This is a genomic window from Saccharopolyspora sp. NPDC003752, from assembly GCF_053605825.1.
Window position 1 is genome coordinate 35,524 of sequence record NZ_JBSGJZ010000012.1, and the last position, 15,924, is coordinate 51,447.

Here is a 15,924-nt window from a genome sequence, read left to right on the forward strand (position 1 = left end):
CCGTGACCAAGCCAGCAGGACCGACCCGGACAACCAGCATCGGAAGAGGCAGGGACGCCGACATGACCGCCGCGATCGAGATTCAGCGTCTGCACAAATCCTTCGGTTCCCTGGACGTGTTGCGCGGCATTGACTTCAGCATCACGCCTGGGGAGGTGGTGTGCGTCATCGGGCCCTCCGGTTCAGGCAAGTCCACGCTGCTGCGCTGTGCCAACCTGCTGGAGCGGCCGAGCAGCGGGCGGGTTCTCGTCGGCGGCGTCGACATCACCGATCCCGACGTGGACATCGACCGGGTTCGCCGCCGGATCGGCATGGTGTACCAGCAGTTCAACCTCTTCCCGCACCTGAACGTGCTGAAGAACCTGACCATCGCCCAGCGCAAGGTGCTCAAGCGCGGGGAGGCCGAATCGGTTCGCATCGCTCGGGAGAACCTGGCCCGGGTCGGCCTGGCGGAAAAGGAACTCAGCCATCCCGCACAACTGTCCGGCGGCCAGCAGCAGCGAGTCGCCATCGCGAGGGCGCTCGCCATGGGGCCAGAGCTGATGTTGTTCGACGAACCGACCAGCGCACTCGACCCCGAACTCGTCGGCGAGGTGCTGCGGGTGATGCGCGGCCTCGCCGACGACGGGATGACGATGATGGTCGTGACGCACGAGATGGGCTTCGCACGCGACGTCGCTGACCGCGTCGTCTTCATGGACGGCGGCGTCGTCGTCGAGGAGGGCCCACCGCACGAGGTTCTGGGCAGTCCTCGGCACGAACGGACTCGGTCGTTCTTGTCCAGGGTTATCCAGGCGGAGAAGATGAACACCGCGACGGAAAGCACTGCCTAGGATTGAATGCCGGTCGTCCAAGGTTTTTTGCACACCGAGACATATCTTGATCGGTACGCACGATCGCAAGGTGTCCGGCGTTGGGATCACCGGCCGCGCAGCGGTGCCTGCGCCGGACATCGTCGGCGTAGTGTCAAGGGTGGCTTTCAGCAGGTATCCAGGGCCACCAGCCAAGGTGAAAAAAGCTCAATAATGCTGATCGGGGGAAGGGTATGATGGTTGCGCTGGCGCGTTATCCGCGGTATCCGTTGGGGCACTTCCCGACGCCGCTGGAGCCATTGACACGGCTGACCGACCGGCTGCGCGACACGTATCGCAGCGTTCCGTCGCTGTGGATCAAGCGGGACGACTGCACGGGGCTGGCCACCGGCGGTAACAAAACGCGGAAGTTGGAATTCCTGGTGGGCGAGGCGCTTCAACAGGGCGCCGACACGCTTATCACCCAGGGCGCCCTCCAGTCGAACCACGCGCGGCAGACCGCGGCCGCGGCGGTCCTGGCGGGAATGCGCTGCAGCCTGTTGCTGGAGTGCCGGCAGGAAAGTGACGAGGATTACGAGCGATCAGGCAACGTGCTGCTCGACGAAATCCTCGGGGCCCAGATCGTGGACCGTCTTCCGGCCGGCACTGATATGCAGGCTGCGATGGAAGAACTGGCGGAGCGATTGCGGGGCGAGGGTCGGCGCCCGTTCGTCATTCCTGTCGGCGGGTCCAACCCGACCGGGGCGCTTGGCTACGTCGCCTGCGCCGAGGAGCTCGACGCGGCCCAGATCCCGATCGACTGGGTTGTGCACGCCACGGGCAGCGCCGGCACCCAGGCAGGATTGGTCGCCGGCCTCAGACTGCTCCGCCACGACGCCAAGGTGCTGGGTGTCTGCGTTTCACGGAATGAAGATCTGCAGCGCTCCCTGGTGCATCAGCTCGCGCAGGACACTGCCGCGAAGTGCGGTGCGGACATCCATCTCCCCGAAGACGCCGTGCTGGTCGACGATCGGTGGGTGGGCGGCGGCTACGGAGTGCCGACGGATGGGATGGTGGAGGCGGTCCGGTTGCTGGCCACCACCGAGGGCATCCTGCTGGACCCGGTGTACTCCGGAAAGGCATTCGCGGGGTTGCTCGGCAACATCGCGGAGGGGCGATTCACACCGGAGGAGAACGTTGTCTTCCTCCACACTGGAGGCAGCGTCGGCCTCTTCGCGTACCGCTCGACGTTCGCGCCGTCGACGTCCTGATCGGCCCGTGGCCTTCGGCCGGGATGGTTCGGAGACCACCCCGGCCGTTCAGTCAGGTTCGTGCCGGAGCGAACTCGACGTCCTTGGTTTCCGGGCCGAGCTTCGCGCCGATCCAGGTCAGCACGCCGCTGAGTACGATCAGCACCACCGGCGTGTAGGCGTAGGGCAGCACCGTGGACAGCCCTACCATGTAAACGCTGTAGAACGACGGGATGATGAGCGACACGCTGTAGGCGAATCCATAGCCGGAGGCGCGCACGTTCGTCGGGAACGCTTCCAGGAGATAGACGGTCGCCACCCCGTACGGCCCGACCGCAACAACCAGGCCAAGCGTGTAGATCACCATCGCGAGCGTGAAGTTCCCCCCGCCCTGGAGCAGGCTCACCATCGTGAAGAACGTGATGGCCGCGACGGTTGCGGTGCCGGCCCCGGTCAGCATCAGCACGCGGCGCCTGCCGAAGCGCTGTCCGAGATGCCCGTACACCAGATAGCCGGCGAACAGCGCGACGTTGGCGAGCAACAGCGCGAGGGTCACTGCGTTGGCGTCCTGCTTGAGCTGCGAGATCAGCAGTCCCGTGACCGGAGTGATGATCGACTGGACGGCGAACCACAGTCCGCTCATCAACAACAGCGCCTGGACGAGCCGCCGCGCGTTGTCGCCTGCGAACAATTGCCGCAGCGGAGGCTTCGACACCTGCGCACCCGCGGACTTCGCCTCCGCCTTCCACACCTCGGATTCCTCGATGGAGCGGTAGAAGTAGATGAAGAAGAGGACGCCCAGGGCGCCGCCGATGAGGAACGGGATTCGCCACCCCCACTGGACGTAGGGGGAGTTGAGGTCGTCATGTGGGAGCAATGCCAGCAGCGGTAGGGTGACCACCGAGATCGCGATGTAGCCCACCGGGTAGGCGGATGCGATGAACGCCCCGACCAGCCCGCGCCGGGGCTTGGGGCAAGCTTCCATGGCCAGCGGGTTGGCGCTGGTGTATTCGCCGCCCATGAATATGCCGCCGACGAGCCTCAGGAACATGAGGGAGAACAGCGCGCCGTAGCCCCAAGCCCGGTATCCGGGTAGCAGTGCCATCAGAAAGGTAGCGACGGTGAATCCGGCTACGGCGATCAGGGTGGATCGGCGTCGGCCGATCTTGTCGCTGAGGTGGCCGAAGAGGATCGAGCCGATCGGGCGGCCGATGAGCGTCACGGCGAAGGTCAGGTAGAACAGGGTGATTTCCAGCGTGGCTGAGATGTCCTCCGGCTGGAAGTAGTGGATCGCCGGGGCCAGCGCCACCACGGGCAGGTAGATGTCGAAGTAGTCGACCGCGAAACCGAAGAACGCAGCGCGGGCCGCGCGCTTGGCGGGCACCGGCATCGGAGCCGGCTTGCCGCCCGGTGGTCTCTCCGTGCGCACGGGTGTTGAGGCGTGATCCATTGTGGGCGCTCCTCTCGGGAAGGCACCGTGATTCGGAAGGTGGTCTTGTTAGTTGTGGTGATTCCCCTCGTGCGGGCGGGCCCCGGGATCGTCCGAGGCCCGCCCGCCGTCGGTGTCGTTGCTCAGACCGGCTACTCTCCCGCCACGTCCGGCAGGCCGGTCGCGATCAGCTGACGAGCCAGGTCCAGATCTTGTTCGCGGCCCGAGGTCAGCGCCGCCACCACCCGATCGTCCTGCAGGTACCAGACCGTGAAGTCCCCGCTGCCGACCGATCCTGCGACTCGTTCGGAGTCCCACTCGTCGGCTGGGCCGACGTACTCCAGCCGCGCCAGGTCAGCCAGGTCGGTCCAGAAGTACGGGATCTCACGGTGTTCGACGGCGGCTCCGAGCATGTTGCGAGCGGCGGTGATCCCCTGTGCGATGGCGTGCTCTTCGTGTTCGAGGCGTAGCCGGCGCCGGTGCACCGTGCTGTCGTACTCGCACGCGTCGCCTGCGGCGTAGACGTGCTCGGCGCTGGTCCGAAGCGTTGCGTCGCAGGCGATTCCGCCGGTGGGGCCGATCGTCAATCCCGCGGCTTTCGCCAGCTTGGTGTCCGGCACGGCGCCGATCCCCACAACGACCAGATCTGCCGGGATGTGCCGACCGGAAACAGTTCGCACGCCATCTACCCGGCCTTCGCCGGAGAAGGCAGCGACCTGCTCGCCACCGACCAGCTCGACCCCGCGGCTGCGCAGCAGGCCGCTGACGTGGTCGGCCACGGTGGCGCCGAAGGCGGTCTCCAGCGGTGCCCGTTCTGGCATCACCATCGTGCAGTGCACCCCGAACGCGGTCAGCGACGCGGCGACCTCGGTGGCGATGAACGATCCTCCGACCAGCACGGCTCGCTTGGCCTGCGCGGCGTGGGAGCGCAGTTTTTGCGCGTTGCCCGGTGCCCGAAGGTAGTGGATCCCGTCCAGCGCGGCCCCGTCAACGTTGAGCCGTCGCACCATCGCGCCGGTGGCGAGCAGGGCACGCTGGTAGTGCAGCACGGACTTGTTCGCCAGGGTCGCGGTCCGTCCTGCGGTATCCAGTGACACCACTGCGGAGCGTGTCAGAAGCCCGACGTGGTTGTCCTCCCACCAGCTTGCGGGGTGCACGGCGATGTCGTGGGCGTCGGCATCCGGCCCGAGCAGCGCCTTGGTGATCGGCGGCCGGTGGTACGGGCCTAGGAGCTCGCGCGTCACCAGGGTGATCGAGCCGTCGAAGCCCTGCTTGCGCAGTTCTGCCGCCGCGGCGGCAGAGGCCACTCCACCGCCGACGAGCAGAACGTCTACATCGGACTCGGTCATGTCAGTCTCCGTCGTAGGGTTCGAAGTCGCTCTTGCGGGCCCCGCAGACCGGGCACACCCAGTCGTCGGGGATGTCTTCGAACGCGGTGCCCGGCGGGATGCCGCCCTCGGGATCCCCTTCTGCGGGGTCGTAGATGTCCCCGCACGACACGCAGATCCACTTCTGCGCCACGGCTGCCGTGGACATGTCTTCCTCCCTAGTCGTCTTGCCCGCCGGCCCACCGGGTCCGGCTGGGGTCCAGCAGTGGGCGCAGGTCGTGGTGCCTGGCCCAGGCCAGCGATTCGAGTTCGAGTGCGTCGAGCTCGACGGTTTGACGGGTGCGCAGGTCCTCGATGCGCAGCCGTGGCCGACCGGAGTCCTGCTGGCGCACGCTGATTCCGACGATCGCGAATTCGTTGCGGACGACGAGCCGGTCGGGGTCGGGTTCGAGCGCGGCGAGGATGTCCTCCAGCGGCATCCCCTCGCTGCTGGTCAGGCCTTCGTGAACCGGCATTCCAACGTCACCTTCTCGGCGGCCGCCAGCGCTTCGTCGACGTCGTCCTGGCTGGTGTAGGCGCGGTCGGCGATCGACCGAGCCGCCAGCGACACGGTGATCTCGGCGTCGAACGGGAACGGGTCGACGGTGACCACACCAGGCTTGACCGGGGTCAGCACCAGATCCGCACGCTTCCCCGCCACCCGGGTCGGAGCGAGCTGGATGGTCCGCGGTCCGGGCTGTTGGTCGATGCTCTTGAGCGTGGTGGCCAGCGGGACGGCAGGGGTGTCGGCCGGCGCGATGTCGGCCAGCGAGACGTACAGCGAGAACAGGTCCCACACCTGCAGCAGGTCGTAGTGGTACCACAGGCGGGCTTCGAAGTCGCTGCGGATGCCGTCCGCGGTGAGCTCCTTCTTGGTCTCCGCCCAGCGTCGTTCCTCCTCGGCGACGTGCTTCTCGCGGATCTCGTCCAGCGGTGTGGCGGTCGGTTTGATGCCCACGCCGCCGTCCTGCATGCCCCAGCGGTTCCGGTACAGCCCGGTCCAGTGCATGCTGACCAGCAGCCCGGCGTAGGCGTCCTCGTCGTAGATCCGGTCGACGCCCCGCTGGTAGAGCGGCAGGTGGTCCTCCAGCGGGATCTCCAGGAAGTGCAGGGGGCGCTGGGCTGCGGCGTTGAACAGCGGCTCGGCGTCGGCTTCCCGCCAGCCGTCATCGTGTCGGGCGGTGCCGATGCTGACCTGCTCGCGGCGGGTCGGTGCCTCGAAGTCGGCGTTGCCCCAACGGAGGGTCAGGTCTCCAGCCAGCCGACCGTGTTCGTTCTGGTCGACCAGCACCAGGTTCCCGTTTCGTCGACTGATGAGCATCGTGTCGTTTCCTTTCTAGGGGTGCCGATACACACGCGCGGCGCGGAGGGCGCGCAGCGCAACCGCCGGAGCAGCATGCTCGTACTGCCGCTCCGAGAAGGCACGGCAGTACGAGCCGTGCGTGGGGTGGGCGAACTCGCTGCTAAAGCAGCAAGCTGAGGTTGCCGAGCTGTCCGTCGTTGTTGATCAGCTCGACCTTCTTCCGGACGATCTGCAGTTCCCCGCCCGCCCGGCGCAGCCGGTGGCGGTACTGCCCCGCATGAACGTGCTGCACCCCGGCGCGGTACTCGGCGACCAGGAAGGACGATGCCACGTCGAGCTCATCGCCATCGTCGGCGATGATGCGGATGTTGCCAACGAGGTGCGCAGTGCGGGATGTGGGTTCCTGCGCGTAGGCCAGGCCGCTGTCCAGCCGCCAGACGCGCTCAGCGAGGTGCTGCATGTTGTCGTAGACGATGGACACTTCGCGGCGCGGGTCGATGTCGTCGGCGATGGCCGGGATCCAGTAGATCCCGTCCGGGGCGAACAGCTTCAGCCAGCCGGGGAAGTCGCGGGCGTCCAGCAACGCCGCCTCCGCGTGGAGGAAGCCTTCGATCTCACTCATCGCCGTCCTCCATCAATCCGAGCCATCGCCGCAAGTAAGCGCGCTGCGGGACCTCGTCCGACGAGCGGCCGATGCGGATCCCGGCCGCTTCGTCGACCACCTCGCGGTCCAGGCCGCGGCTCATCAGCGTCCAGTCGGCCGGGCTGGCCGAGCCTTCGATGCCCCGCATCACCCGGTCGAAGCCGACCTCGATGTCGTCAGTCGAGCCGAATCCGGCCGGCCCGTAGAAGATTTCGTGGTCTCGCAGGATCCGGTCGCGGGCGTGTTCATCGGCGTCCTTGGGCAGCAGCGGGTAGAGGTACACCCAGGTCTCGTCGACCGAGCGCGGCACCACCAGCCGCAGGTGCGCACCGACGAACGCCAGGCTGGGGAAGATGTTGAGGTTGAACGGGATCAGCTCGCCGATGCCGATCGCGTGCGCGTTCTCACCAGCCTGTTCCAAGCGACCGTACTCGTGCACGGCGTGCCCGCCGCCCAGGTCGATACCGCGCCAGTCGGGGTTGGTGCGGACGTTCTTCACCCACGGGCTGCTCTGTCCAGTGCGGTCCTTGAGGATGTCCAGCCAGCTCTTGTGCGTGAAGGAGAAGTGGTACGGGTCGATGGTGTTCTCGATCTGCAGCTTCCAGTTCCCGCGGTAGACGAGCTTGTGCGCGTGCGAGACCAGTTCCGGACCGGAGACACCGATGTCGGCGATGAAGTCCAGGTAGCGGCGCGCGTTGCCGAGGTAGTCGGCGAGCGGCTCGATGCCCGGATCCAGGCTGGCGAAGACGAATCCGCGGTAGGACTCGGCACGCGGGACGTGCACCAGCCCCATCGCGGCCTTGTCGAAGCCCGGCCCGTAGCCGTCGTCGAAGGGCACGCCGACCAACTCGCCGGCAGAGTTGTAGGTCCAGCCGTGGTAAGCGCACCGGAAGAAGTTGGCGTTCCCGAACTCGCGCTGGCACACCGCCGAACCGCGATGGCGACAGCGGTTGAACATCACGTTGATCGCGCCATCGTCAGCCGAACGGTTCACGATCAACGGCTGCCGCCCGATGTAGGCGGTCTTGTAGTCGCCGCCGGTGGGAATCTCGCTCTCGTGCGCCACGAACACCCAAGCCCGGCCGAAGACCCGGCTGAGCTCGCGGGCGAAGATCGTCGGGTCACGATAGATCCGGCTGCTCACCCGCCAGTCGTCGGTGATGAGCGGCTCCTCGGCCCGTTCCGCTGTTGTCATTCGTTCCTCCCGTACTCGGACAGATCTGGGATGACGCAAGACCGGATCGCCGTCGGGTCGGCGAGGCCGGCCAGTGCTTCCTCGGTGCGTTCGATCGGGAACCGGCCGGTGCACATCCGCTCCAGCGGGTAACGGCCCGACTCGATGAGCCGCAGGGCCGGCGGGACGAGGCTGCTCGGACGGCCTCGCACGGCGCGCAGCGTGAGCACCTTCCGGATCATGGCGTCCACCACGGTTTCCGCCGATCCGCCGCCGCCCTTGGCCAGCCCGACCTGCACCACGGTCGCCCGGTTCCCGGCCACGGCCATCGCGGTGTCAAGCGCGGCGGCCGAGTCCGCCGCGTTGATGACGGTGTCGGCCAGCGCTCCCCCGGTCAGCTCGGTGACCTGCTCGATGGCGTCGGTCGTCAGCGTGTGGTCGGCGCCGAGGGCCTTGGCCACCTCGAGTCTGGTGGCGTCGGCCTCCTGGCCGATCACGATCACCGTTCCCGCACCGGCCTCCTTGGCGCCGATCACGCACGCCAGCCCGTGCGGCCCCGGCCCGACGATCACAACGGTGCCGCCCGGCCGCAGCCCGCCTACGCCGGCGACCCAGTCCAGGCCGTTGGAGATCGGGATGTACAGCTGCACGAGCTCTGCCGGCACGTCGGCGGCGACCTTGTGCACGATGGCCTGCGGGTGCAGGTGGAGAAAGTCGCTGTAACCGCCGTACAGCCCGGATCCGCTGTGGATGGACTTGCCGCCGTAGCGCGGCACTCGGCACATCTGGTACGAACCGGCCAGACAGGACCGGCAGGTGCCGCAGGGCAGGTACTCCTCGACGACGATCCTGTCCCCTGCCTCGACGCCCCAGCGCGCGGCGGCCTGCGGTCCGATGTCGACGATCGTCCCGACGAGCTCATGTCCGAGCACGCACGGCAGCTCGTACAGCGGATTGACCCCGTGGTAGGCGGCCATGTCGGTGCCGCAGACCCCGGTAGCCTCCACCTTCAGCAGTCCGTCATCGGCCCCGATCCGCGGCAGCGGCAGCTCTTCGATGGTCAGCTGCCGCTTCCCGTGCAGTACGACCGCTCTGCTGGTGGTCATGTCTCGTCCGCCTCTCCGCGATTTGCAGTGGTGGTTGCGTCCGGCTCGAATCCCGCGTTTCGCGGTTTCTTGTGGTTGGTTTGCATCACGGTCCCCTGGGGTGCGGTGGGGGAGGACTGAAGTTGACGTGTCATGCCCGAACCTCCTGATCAGCGCCGCGGATGACCGCCTCCGCCGCAGCCGCGGCGGTGACTTCTCCGTACTTGGCCTGGATGTCGAACAACGCCGCCTCGTGGGGCTCGACCGCCCGGTCGACTACGGCCGTGCGCGGCACCAGCACGCGGTAGCCGTGCTGCATCGCGTCCACGACCGTGGCGCGCACGCACCCCGACGTCGTGGCACCGGTAACGATCACGCCATCGCACCGCTGCCCGGCGAGGAATGCCGCCAGATCGGTGCCGAAGAACCCGGAAGCGAACAGCTTCCGCAGGACCGGCTCGCCGGCCTCCGGAGCCACCCGCTCGTCGAGCTGCGACCAGCGGCTACCGACCGCGCACTCCCGCAACGCGGGGATCTTCTCCAGGAAGGGCTCGGCGATCGCCTCCGCCGCCTCGTCGTATTCGATCTTGGTGAACACCCGGGGAACCCCGACCGCTCGGGCAGCCGCGAGCAGCCGCGCGGTCTCCTCGACCGCTTCGTCTGCATCACAACCGAGAGCACAGCTTCGATCGGTGAACCCGAGGGTGAAGTCGACGACGATCAGGGCGGGTCGCCGGATCGGGCGTTGGGCGGCTCCGATGCCGCGTTCGCGGTAGAGCTCGACAGCGCTGGCCGACACGTTCACTCCTTCCATGGAAGACGTAAGTCGTATACAACTTCTCGTCAGTGCGAGACGGGGAACAAGCAGAAGCCAGCACTTGCGGCGGCAGCAGATAGAATTCTATATTCCGATCGTGCGGCGCTTCGGCTCGGATGTCAAGCAGAAGAAGGCGAGTTACCCGCCAGTAAGTCGACATAGCCGACAATCAAGGCCCCATGGGCAGACCGGCAGTCGACCGCGAGGGCTCGATCCGAATCTCCGCACAGCTTGGCCAGCCAAGGGAAGTTGCATACAATTCTTCATCTGCTCCGAGGAGGACGCGATGACACTCGCCGGCCGGACGGCCTTGGTGACCGGGGCCGCGAGCGGGATCGGCGCCAGCTGCGCCCACCGACTCGCCCAGGACGGCGCACATGTGCTCGTCCTCGACAACAACGCGGAAGCCGCGCGCGAGGTCGCCATCGACATCGGCGGTCAGGCTGTGATCGTCGACCTCGCCGACCTAGCGGCCGTTGAGGAGGCACTGGTCGGCTGCGAGGTCGACGTCGTGGTGAACAACGCCGGGATCCAGCACCTGGCGCTGCTCCACGAGTTCCCGCGCAAGGAGTTCACCCGGCTGCTCGACGTCATGGTCGAGGCTCCATTCCGCATCGCACGCGCGACGCTGCCCGGGATGTATGCGCGGCGCTGGGGCCGGTTCGTGCACATCACGTCGATCCGGGGGGTGCGCGGCGACCGCCGCAAGGCCGCCTACGTCGCCGCGAAGCACGCCGTGGAGGGCCTGTCCAAGACGATCGCGTTGGAAGGCGCCGAGAACGGCGTGACCTCGAACTGCATCAGCCCGGCCTGGGTGGAAACACCGCTCACGCACGAACTCGCGCAGCGGCAGGCCGACATCCACGGCACGACACCCGACCAGATCCTCACCGACGTGATGCTCGGTGGAGCCGCGATCAAGGAACTCGTCGCGCCGGAGGAGATCGCCGACCTGGTCGCCCACCTGTGCTCGGGGTCCGCCCGGCACACCACCGGGACCTCCATCCCGGTCGACGGGGGGTGGCTGGCCGGATGAGCCGCCGAAACCGCAGCAGGCAAGGAGAAACCATGCGAACGGCACCACGACGGCACGGGGTCGGAGCGAGAACGCCCCGCCGGGAAGACGAACGTCACCTGTCCGGACGCGGGTCCTTTGTCGCAGACCTGGCCATGCCGGGCCTGCGCGAGGTCGCCTTCGTTCGCAGCCAGGTCGCCCACGGCCGACTGTCCTCGGTGACCGCCCCCGAGGGGGCGCCGTCCGGCTCGGTGTGGACTGCCGAGGATCTCGCCCCGTTGGCCGATCCGCTGACTGCGACGTCCACACTGGATGGTTTCCGGGCCGCTCCGATGCCCAATCTGGCGTTCGGCAAGGTGCGCTACGTCGGCGAGCCCGTGGCGCTGGCGATTGCCGGCACCCGCGCCGAGGCCGAAGACCTCGCCGCCACGGTGACCGTTGACATCGAGCCGCTGCCCGCGGTCGCGGACCACCACGCGGCGCTAGCCGCCGGGAGCCTGGTGCACGACGACTGGCCGGACAACATCTTCGCCACCACCTCCGGCGAGGCCGGCGACATCGACTCGGCCACCCGGGACGCCGCCGTGTCGATCACCCGCGAATACACCATGCGCCGCCAGACCGTGGTACCGCTGGAGACCCGGGGCGTGATCGCCTACTTCGACCGCGCCGCCGACCAGCTCGTCGTGTGGTCGTCGACGCAGACCCCGCACATGATCCGCGACATGATCGCCCTCCAGTTGGGCATGGAGGCAAGGCGGGTGCGGGTGATCGCGCCGGACATGGGTGGTGGGTTCGGCGCGAAGTGCTCGGTCTACCCGGAGGAGATCACCCTCGCCGCGATCGCTCTGCGGCTGGACCACCCGGTCCGCTGGGTGGAGGACCGCTGGGAGTCGATGGTCTCGTCCACCCAGTCCCGCGACCACCACTACCGGATCACCGCGCACGCCGCCGCGGACGGCACGCTGCTCGGCGTCGAGGCCGACATCGTGGTCGACGGCGGCGCCTACTCGGTCCACCCGTGGACCGCGACGATGGACGCCACCATGGCCGCCGCGATGATCCCCGGCCCGTACCGGCTGCGCAACTACCGGTTCCGCACCCGCAGCGTCGCCAGCAACAAGACGCCATCCGGCCCGTACCGCGGCGTCGCCCGGCCCGGGGCATGCTTCGCGATCGAGCGCACCCTCGACGACCTCGCCCACGAACTCGGCATCGAACCCTGGCAGATGCGCGTCACCAACATGGTCCGCCCCGCGGACATGCCCTACACGTCGGTGACGAACAAGGTCTACGACAGCGGTGACTACGAGGAGGCGGTCCGCCAGGCGACCGTCCTCATCGGACATGACGAGTGGCGGGCCAAGCAGCGCGCAATGGATCCGACGTCGCGGTGGCGCATCGGGATCGGTTACGGCTCGTTCACCGAGCAGACCGCACACGGCTGCATCGAATGGGCCTCGCGAGGCTTGGCCATCACCATCGGCACCGAGGGCGCCCGGCTGGCGATGGACGCCACCGGCAGCCTCACCCTGTCAGTGGGGATCAAGAGCCACGGCCAAGGCTCGGAGACGACGCTCGCGCAGGTGGTCAGCGAGGTCTTCGACGTGCATCCCGCACGGGTGACGGTCGTGCACGGCGACACTGCGCTGACCCCGCGCGGCGACGGCACATTCGCGTCCCGGTCAATGGTCATGTCGGGTGGCGCGACACTCGGCGCAGCCCGCGCGCTCGCCGAGAAGGTGCTGCGCATCGGCTCGGTGCTGCTCGACGAACCGGCCGAGCAGCTGGAGCTTCGCGACGGCGCAGTGCACGGCTCGCGCGGCTCGGTGGGCCTCGCCGAACTGGCCAAGGAGTTCTTGTTCACCCCGGACCACGTACCAGGTGTCGAAGCTGGTCTCGAGGCCACCTACTACTACCGGCCGGAAGTGCAGACCGGCGCGTTCACCTACGCCACGCACGCCGTCGTGGCGGAGGTCGACCTGGACACCGGCGACGTCCGGCTGCTCGACTACGCCATCGTCGAGGACTGCGGAACCGTGGTGAACCCGCAGATCGTCGAGGGCCAGATCATCGGCGGCATCGCCCAAGGCATCGGCACCGCGCTGCTCGAAGAGCTGGTGTACGACGCCGACGGACAGCCGAAGTCCACCAGCTTCCTGGACTACCTGCTGCCCGGCGCCACCGAAGTCCCGGAGATCAAGATCGGCCACCTGGAGACGCCGTCGCCCTACACCGCCTTCGGCATGAAGGGAGCCGGTGAGGGCGGTGCGATCGCCCCACCTGCCGCGATCGGCAACGCCATCACAGATGCACTGCGCGAATTCAACGTCCGGATCGGCGAAACCCCGATAACACCCGCGCGGGTGTGGAACGCGCTGCAGCACGCCTCGGCCGCACAGCCCGCGGGGGTGGCCCGATGAAGCCCGCCGAATTCCAATACCACAAGCCGGTGGCGGTGGCCGATGCCGTGCGGTTGCTGCACGAGCTCGGCGACGGTGCCAAGGTCATCGCGGGCGGGCAGAGCTTGCTGCCGATCATGAACCTCCGCCTGGCGGAGCCGAGCCATCTGGTCGACATCACCGGCATCCCCGAGCTCCGCGGATCCGAAGTCACCGGATCCGCCGGGCACTACGGTGCGGCCACGACGCACATGATGGTGGAGGACGGACTCGTTCCCGATGTCACGGGCGGTCTGCTCGCGCATGCGGCCGGCGGCATCGGCTATCGGGCCATCAGGACGCGTGGCACGCTGGGCGGAAGCCTCGCGCACGCCGACTCCAGTGCCGAATGGCCGACCGTCATGTCCGCAGTGGACGCCGTGGTGACCGCGGCGTCGGTCCGGGGCACCCGCCGGATTCCGGTCCGGAAACTGCTGTTCGGATTCTTCACCACTGCCCTGGAACCGGATGAGCTGATCACCTCGGTAGAAGTGCCCGCCTTCTCCTCCGACGTGCGCTGGGCCTTGCACAAAACCGCTCGCAAACCGGGCGAGTTCGCCGAATCCATGGCCGTTGTGCTCCGCCGTCCGACCGGTAGCGAGCTGTGGCTCGGCGCGGCCCGCGACACGCCGGTGCGGCTCGGCACCACCGAAACCGCTGTGCACACCCGACCGGCCGCTGACATCCCGCTCGCCGAGCTCGTCGAGGCGGTCGCCGCCGACACCGACTGCGAAGGACACGCGCTGCAACTGCACGCCGTAACGGTGCAACGGGCACTGCGCGCCGCAGAACGGGAGGAAACCCATGCCTGACAACACGATTCGGCTCACCGTCAACGGGCGGGACGTCGAGGTCGCCGTTCCGGCGCGCACCTCGCTGGCCGACCTGCTCCGCGACCACCTGGGCCTCACCGGCACGCACCTCGGATGCGAACAGGGCGTGTGCGGTGCGTGCACCGTCCTGGTCGACGAACTGCCCACCCGGGCCTGCCTCACCCTCGCCGCAGCATGCGACGGATCTGAGGTCATCACCGTCGAGGGACTGACCGGTCCCGACGCCGACCGGCTCCGAGCGTGCTTCTCCCGGGAAGGCGCACTGCAGTGCGGCTTCTGCACTCCGGGGATGCTGCTGTCCGCCTTCGACCTGGTGCGCCGCCGCGAAGAACTTTCCAGGAACCAGGTGTGCGTCGGGATGTCCGGCAACATCTGCCGCTGCACCGGATACAACGGCATCGTCCGCGCAGTGCAGTCCGCCATCGGCGAGGGCATCGAAGCCGAAACCCACACATCCGCGAATTGAGGAGAAAGCTGTGCAATTCACCAACGACTTCATCGTCCCCGCCGCGCTCGACGAGGCGTGGACCCTGCTCACCGACGTTCCGCGGATCGCCCCCTGTTTGCCGGGCGCGACCGTCCAGCCGGGTGACAACGGCGAGTACGCAGGCGCCGTGACGGTCAAGGTGGGGCCGATCAAGGTGTCCTACCAGGGCACCGCGCACTTCCGCGAGCTCGATTCCACCAACCACCGCATGGTGCTCGACGCCCAGGGCAAGGAGGACAGCGGCAAGGGAGCCGCCGGCGCGATCGTCACCGTCGAGCTGCACAGCGCGGGGCCGGACAAGACCGAGGTGCGGGTGCGCACCGAACTCCAGGTCACCGGCAAGGTCGCGCAATTCGGGCGGAACGCCATGGCCGACATCGGTACGCGCCTGATCGGTCAGTTCGCCACGAACCTCGAGACCCTGCTGTCCGCCGACGGCGCAACGCACACCGCCGAAACGACCACCCGCAAGGCACCAGTGCAACCTCAGGCACAGGATGACGCCGGACTCGACGCGCTGTCGCTGCTCATCCCCGTCGCCAAGCGCTACGCGCCGACCGTCGCGGCGTTCCTTCTCGGCGCGATCCTCACTGCGCTGATCAGCCGGCTTCGAGGTCCTCGTGCTGCAGCACGGCGTGTTGAGCCGTCCTGATGTGCACCTTCATGATCATCTCGGCGGTCTCGGAATCGCGGCGCCGGAACGCTTCCACGAGTTCCCGGTGGTGCTCGACACTGCGCGCCAAGTCCCGTTCGGTGTACCGGAGGAAGGTCCGGCGCACCAACGGCAGCCCCATCACACCGGAGAGCAGGAACACCAGGCTGTCGTTCTCGGTGGCGTCCAGGATCATCGCGTGGAACTCGTTGTTCAACGCGGCGGCCCGCTGCAAAGCACCTGATCCGCCCGCCTTGATCGTCTGCTCGTACTCGGCGAGGTTGTCCTCGAGCTTGCCGAGGGTCTCCTCGTCGACCTTCTGCGCCGCGAGAGCAGCCACGTAGCCCTCGACGAGCGCGCGTACGCCGAAGATCTCGGTGATCTGCTGATGCGTCCAGGCCACAACCTGCGCACCGCGGTTGCGCTCCAGCCGAACCAGACCTTCCGAGCTGAGCTTGTTCAGCGCTTCGCGCACGGGTGTGCGGCTGATTCCCATGGAGTCGGCCAGCGCGCCCTCGCGCAGCCAGCTGCCCGGAGCCAGCTCGCCGGAGGCCATTCGATCGACGATCTCCGCGTACGCCCGCTGGACGGCTGAAGATCCCGAATCCGCGACCTGCTCGCGGTTGGCCATGCCGCA

General features: G+C 67.8%; 17 protein-coding genes. 7 read left to right on the plus strand and 10 right to left on the minus strand.

Annotated features, from left to right (window positions below):
• The first annotated feature begins 62 nt into the window (after positions 1 to 62).
• Both ACWEV3_RS17625 and ACWEV3_RS17630 read left to right on the plus strand, forming a co-directional pair.
• Positions 63 to 833, plus strand: coding sequence for an amino acid ABC transporter ATP-binding protein (locus tag ACWEV3_RS17625; RefSeq protein WP_452614879.1), 771 nt, complete (start codon positions 63 to 65; stop codon positions 831 to 833).
• 212 nt (positions 834 to 1,045) lie between these two features.
• Positions 1,046 to 2,062: a D-cysteine desulfhydrase gene (locus tag ACWEV3_RS17630; RefSeq protein WP_452614880.1), complete on the plus strand. Its 1,017-nt coding sequence runs from the start codon at positions 1,046 to 1,048 to the stop codon at positions 2,060 to 2,062.
• A gap of 52 nt (positions 2,063 to 2,114) precedes the next feature.
• On the opposite strand, the gene ACWEV3_RS17635 is transcribed toward ACWEV3_RS17630, so the two are convergent.
• From ACWEV3_RS17635 to ACWEV3_RS17675, 9 genes are all read right to left on the minus strand, one after another.
• A complete protein-coding gene (locus ACWEV3_RS17635) occupies positions 2,115 to 3,491 on the minus strand; it encodes an MFS transporter (protein ID WP_452614881.1) in 1,377 nt (458 codons plus the stop codon).
• A 131-nt stretch (positions 3,492 to 3,622) separates the two neighbouring features.
• On the minus strand, positions 3,623 to 4,819 hold the full coding sequence (locus ACWEV3_RS17640; RefSeq protein WP_452614882.1) for an NAD(P)/FAD-dependent oxidoreductase: 1,197 nt from the start codon (positions 4,817 to 4,819) through the stop codon (positions 3,623 to 3,625).
• Between the two features lies 1 nt (position 4,820).
• Positions 4,821 to 5,006, minus strand: coding sequence for a rubredoxin (gene rd / locus ACWEV3_RS17645; RefSeq protein ID WP_358504421.1), 186 nt, complete (start codon positions 5,004 to 5,006; stop codon positions 4,821 to 4,823).
• 10 nt (positions 5,007 to 5,016) lie between these two features.
• Positions 5,017 to 5,313 (minus strand): hypothetical protein, encoded by a 297-nt coding sequence (locus ACWEV3_RS17650; RefSeq protein ID WP_452614883.1) that lies wholly within the window; start codon positions 5,311 to 5,313, stop codon positions 5,017 to 5,019.
• Entirely contained in the window at positions 5,292 to 6,158 is an 867-nt protein-coding gene (locus ACWEV3_RS17655; protein WP_452614884.1) for a DUF3891 family protein, read from the minus strand. The genes ACWEV3_RS17650 and ACWEV3_RS17655 overlap by 22 nt, the downstream gene beginning before the upstream one ends.
• A 142-nt stretch (positions 6,159 to 6,300) precedes the next feature.
• Entirely contained in the window at positions 6,301 to 6,762 is a 462-nt protein-coding gene (locus ACWEV3_RS17660) for an aromatic-ring-hydroxylating dioxygenase subunit beta (protein ID WP_452614885.1), read from the minus strand.
• Positions 6,755 to 7,978 (minus strand): aromatic ring-hydroxylating oxygenase subunit alpha, encoded by a 1,224-nt coding sequence (locus ACWEV3_RS17665; protein WP_452614886.1) that lies wholly within the window; start codon positions 7,976 to 7,978, stop codon positions 6,755 to 6,757. Before ACWEV3_RS17665 ends, ACWEV3_RS17660 begins: the two co-directional genes overlap by 8 nt.
• A complete protein-coding gene (locus ACWEV3_RS17670; protein ID WP_452614887.1) occupies positions 7,975 to 9,063 on the minus strand; it encodes a zinc-dependent alcohol dehydrogenase in 1,089 nt (362 codons plus the stop codon). Before ACWEV3_RS17670 ends, ACWEV3_RS17665 begins: the two co-directional genes overlap by 4 nt.
• Before the next feature lie 130 nt (positions 9,064 to 9,193).
• Complete coding sequence (locus ACWEV3_RS17675; RefSeq protein WP_452614888.1) at positions 9,194 to 9,841, minus strand: isochorismatase family protein; 648 nt, start codon at positions 9,839 to 9,841, stop codon at positions 9,194 to 9,196.
• A gap of 304 nt (positions 9,842 to 10,145) precedes the next feature.
• Here ACWEV3_RS17675 and ACWEV3_RS17680 point away from each other — a divergent pair, with 304 nt between their 5' ends.
• From ACWEV3_RS17680 to ACWEV3_RS17700, 5 genes are read left to right on the plus strand one after another with little or no spacing between them, the layout of a single operon-like run.
• Positions 10,146 to 10,895 carry an SDR family oxidoreductase gene (locus ACWEV3_RS17680; RefSeq protein ID WP_452614889.1) on the plus strand — a complete coding sequence of 250 codons (750 nt, stop codon included), beginning with the start codon at positions 10,146 to 10,148 and terminating at the stop codon, positions 10,893 to 10,895.
• 32 nt (positions 10,896 to 10,927) lie between these two features.
• Entirely contained in the window at positions 10,928 to 13,297 is a 2,370-nt protein-coding gene (locus ACWEV3_RS17685; RefSeq protein ID WP_452614890.1) for a xanthine dehydrogenase family protein molybdopterin-binding subunit, read from the plus strand.
• Positions 13,294 to 14,127 (plus strand): FAD binding domain-containing protein, encoded by an 834-nt coding sequence (locus tag ACWEV3_RS17690; protein WP_452614891.1) that lies wholly within the window; start codon positions 13,294 to 13,296, stop codon positions 14,125 to 14,127. Before ACWEV3_RS17685 ends, ACWEV3_RS17690 begins: the two co-directional genes overlap by 4 nt.
• Complete coding sequence (locus ACWEV3_RS17695; RefSeq protein WP_452614892.1) at positions 14,120 to 14,614, plus strand: (2Fe-2S)-binding protein; 495 nt, start codon at positions 14,120 to 14,122, stop codon at positions 14,612 to 14,614. Before ACWEV3_RS17690 ends, ACWEV3_RS17695 begins: the two co-directional genes overlap by 8 nt.
• Before the next feature lie 10 nt (positions 14,615 to 14,624).
• Complete coding sequence (locus ACWEV3_RS17700; protein WP_452614893.1) at positions 14,625 to 15,287, plus strand: SRPBCC family protein; 663 nt, start codon at positions 14,625 to 14,627, stop codon at positions 15,285 to 15,287.
• On the opposite strand, the gene ACWEV3_RS17705 is transcribed toward ACWEV3_RS17700, so the two are convergent.
• Positions 15,235 to 15,918: a GntR family transcriptional regulator gene (locus ACWEV3_RS17705; RefSeq protein WP_452614894.1), complete on the minus strand. Its 684-nt coding sequence runs from the start codon at positions 15,916 to 15,918 to the stop codon at positions 15,235 to 15,237. The two genes, ACWEV3_RS17700 and ACWEV3_RS17705, sit on opposite strands and share 53 nt — an antisense overlap.
• Positions 15,919 to 15,924 lie beyond the last annotated feature (6 nt).

What these genes read in the sequence shown, in the direction of transcription:
- ACWEV3_RS17650 (WP_452614883.1), bottom strand. Translation starts at nt 5,313, where the DNA reads ATGCCGGTTCACGAAGGCCTGACCAGCAGCGAGGGGATGCCGCTGGAG.
- ACWEV3_RS17685 (WP_452614890.1), top strand. Translation starts at nt 10,928, where the DNA reads ATGCGAACGGCACCACGACGGCACGGGGTCGGAGCGAGAACGCCCCGC.
- ACWEV3_RS17690 (WP_452614891.1), top strand. Translation starts at nt 13,294, where the DNA reads ATGAAGCCCGCCGAATTCCAATACCACAAGCCGGTGGCGGTGGCCGAT.
- ACWEV3_RS17660 (WP_452614885.1), bottom strand. Translation starts at nt 6,762, where the DNA reads ATGAGTGAGATCGAAGGCTTCCTCCACGCGGAGGCGGCGTTGCTGGAC.
- ACWEV3_RS17655 (WP_452614884.1), bottom strand. Translation starts at nt 6,158, where the DNA reads ATGCTCATCAGTCGACGAAACGGGAACCTGGTGCTGGTCGACCAGAAC.
- ACWEV3_RS17640 (WP_452614882.1), bottom strand. Translation starts at nt 4,819, where the DNA reads ATGACCGAGTCCGATGTAGACGTTCTGCTCGTCGGCGGTGGAGTGGCC.
- ACWEV3_RS17670 (WP_452614887.1), bottom strand. Translation starts at nt 9,063, where the DNA reads ATGACCACCAGCAGAGCGGTCGTACTGCACGGGAAGCGGCAGCTGACC.
- ACWEV3_RS17625 (WP_452614879.1), top strand. Translation starts at nt 63, where the DNA reads ATGACCGCCGCGATCGAGATTCAGCGTCTGCACAAATCCTTCGGTTCC.
- ACWEV3_RS17680 (WP_452614889.1), top strand. Translation starts at nt 10,146, where the DNA reads ATGACACTCGCCGGCCGGACGGCCTTGGTGACCGGGGCCGCGAGCGGG.
- ACWEV3_RS17695 (WP_452614892.1), top strand. Translation starts at nt 14,120, where the DNA reads ATGCCTGACAACACGATTCGGCTCACCGTCAACGGGCGGGACGTCGAG.
- ACWEV3_RS17630 (WP_452614880.1), top strand. Translation starts at nt 1,046, where the DNA reads ATGATGGTTGCGCTGGCGCGTTATCCGCGGTATCCGTTGGGGCACTTC.
- ACWEV3_RS17665 (WP_452614886.1), bottom strand. Translation starts at nt 7,978, where the DNA reads ATGACAACAGCGGAACGGGCCGAGGAGCCGCTCATCACCGACGACTGG.
- rd (WP_358504421.1), bottom strand. Translation starts at nt 5,006, where the DNA reads ATGTCCACGGCAGCCGTGGCGCAGAAGTGGATCTGCGTGTCGTGCGGG.
- ACWEV3_RS17705 (WP_452614894.1), bottom strand. Translation starts at nt 15,918, where the DNA reads ATGGCCAACCGCGAGCAGGTCGCGGATTCGGGATCTTCAGCCGTCCAG.
- ACWEV3_RS17635 (WP_452614881.1), bottom strand. Translation starts at nt 3,491, where the DNA reads ATGGATCACGCCTCAACACCCGTGCGCACGGAGAGACCACCGGGCGGC.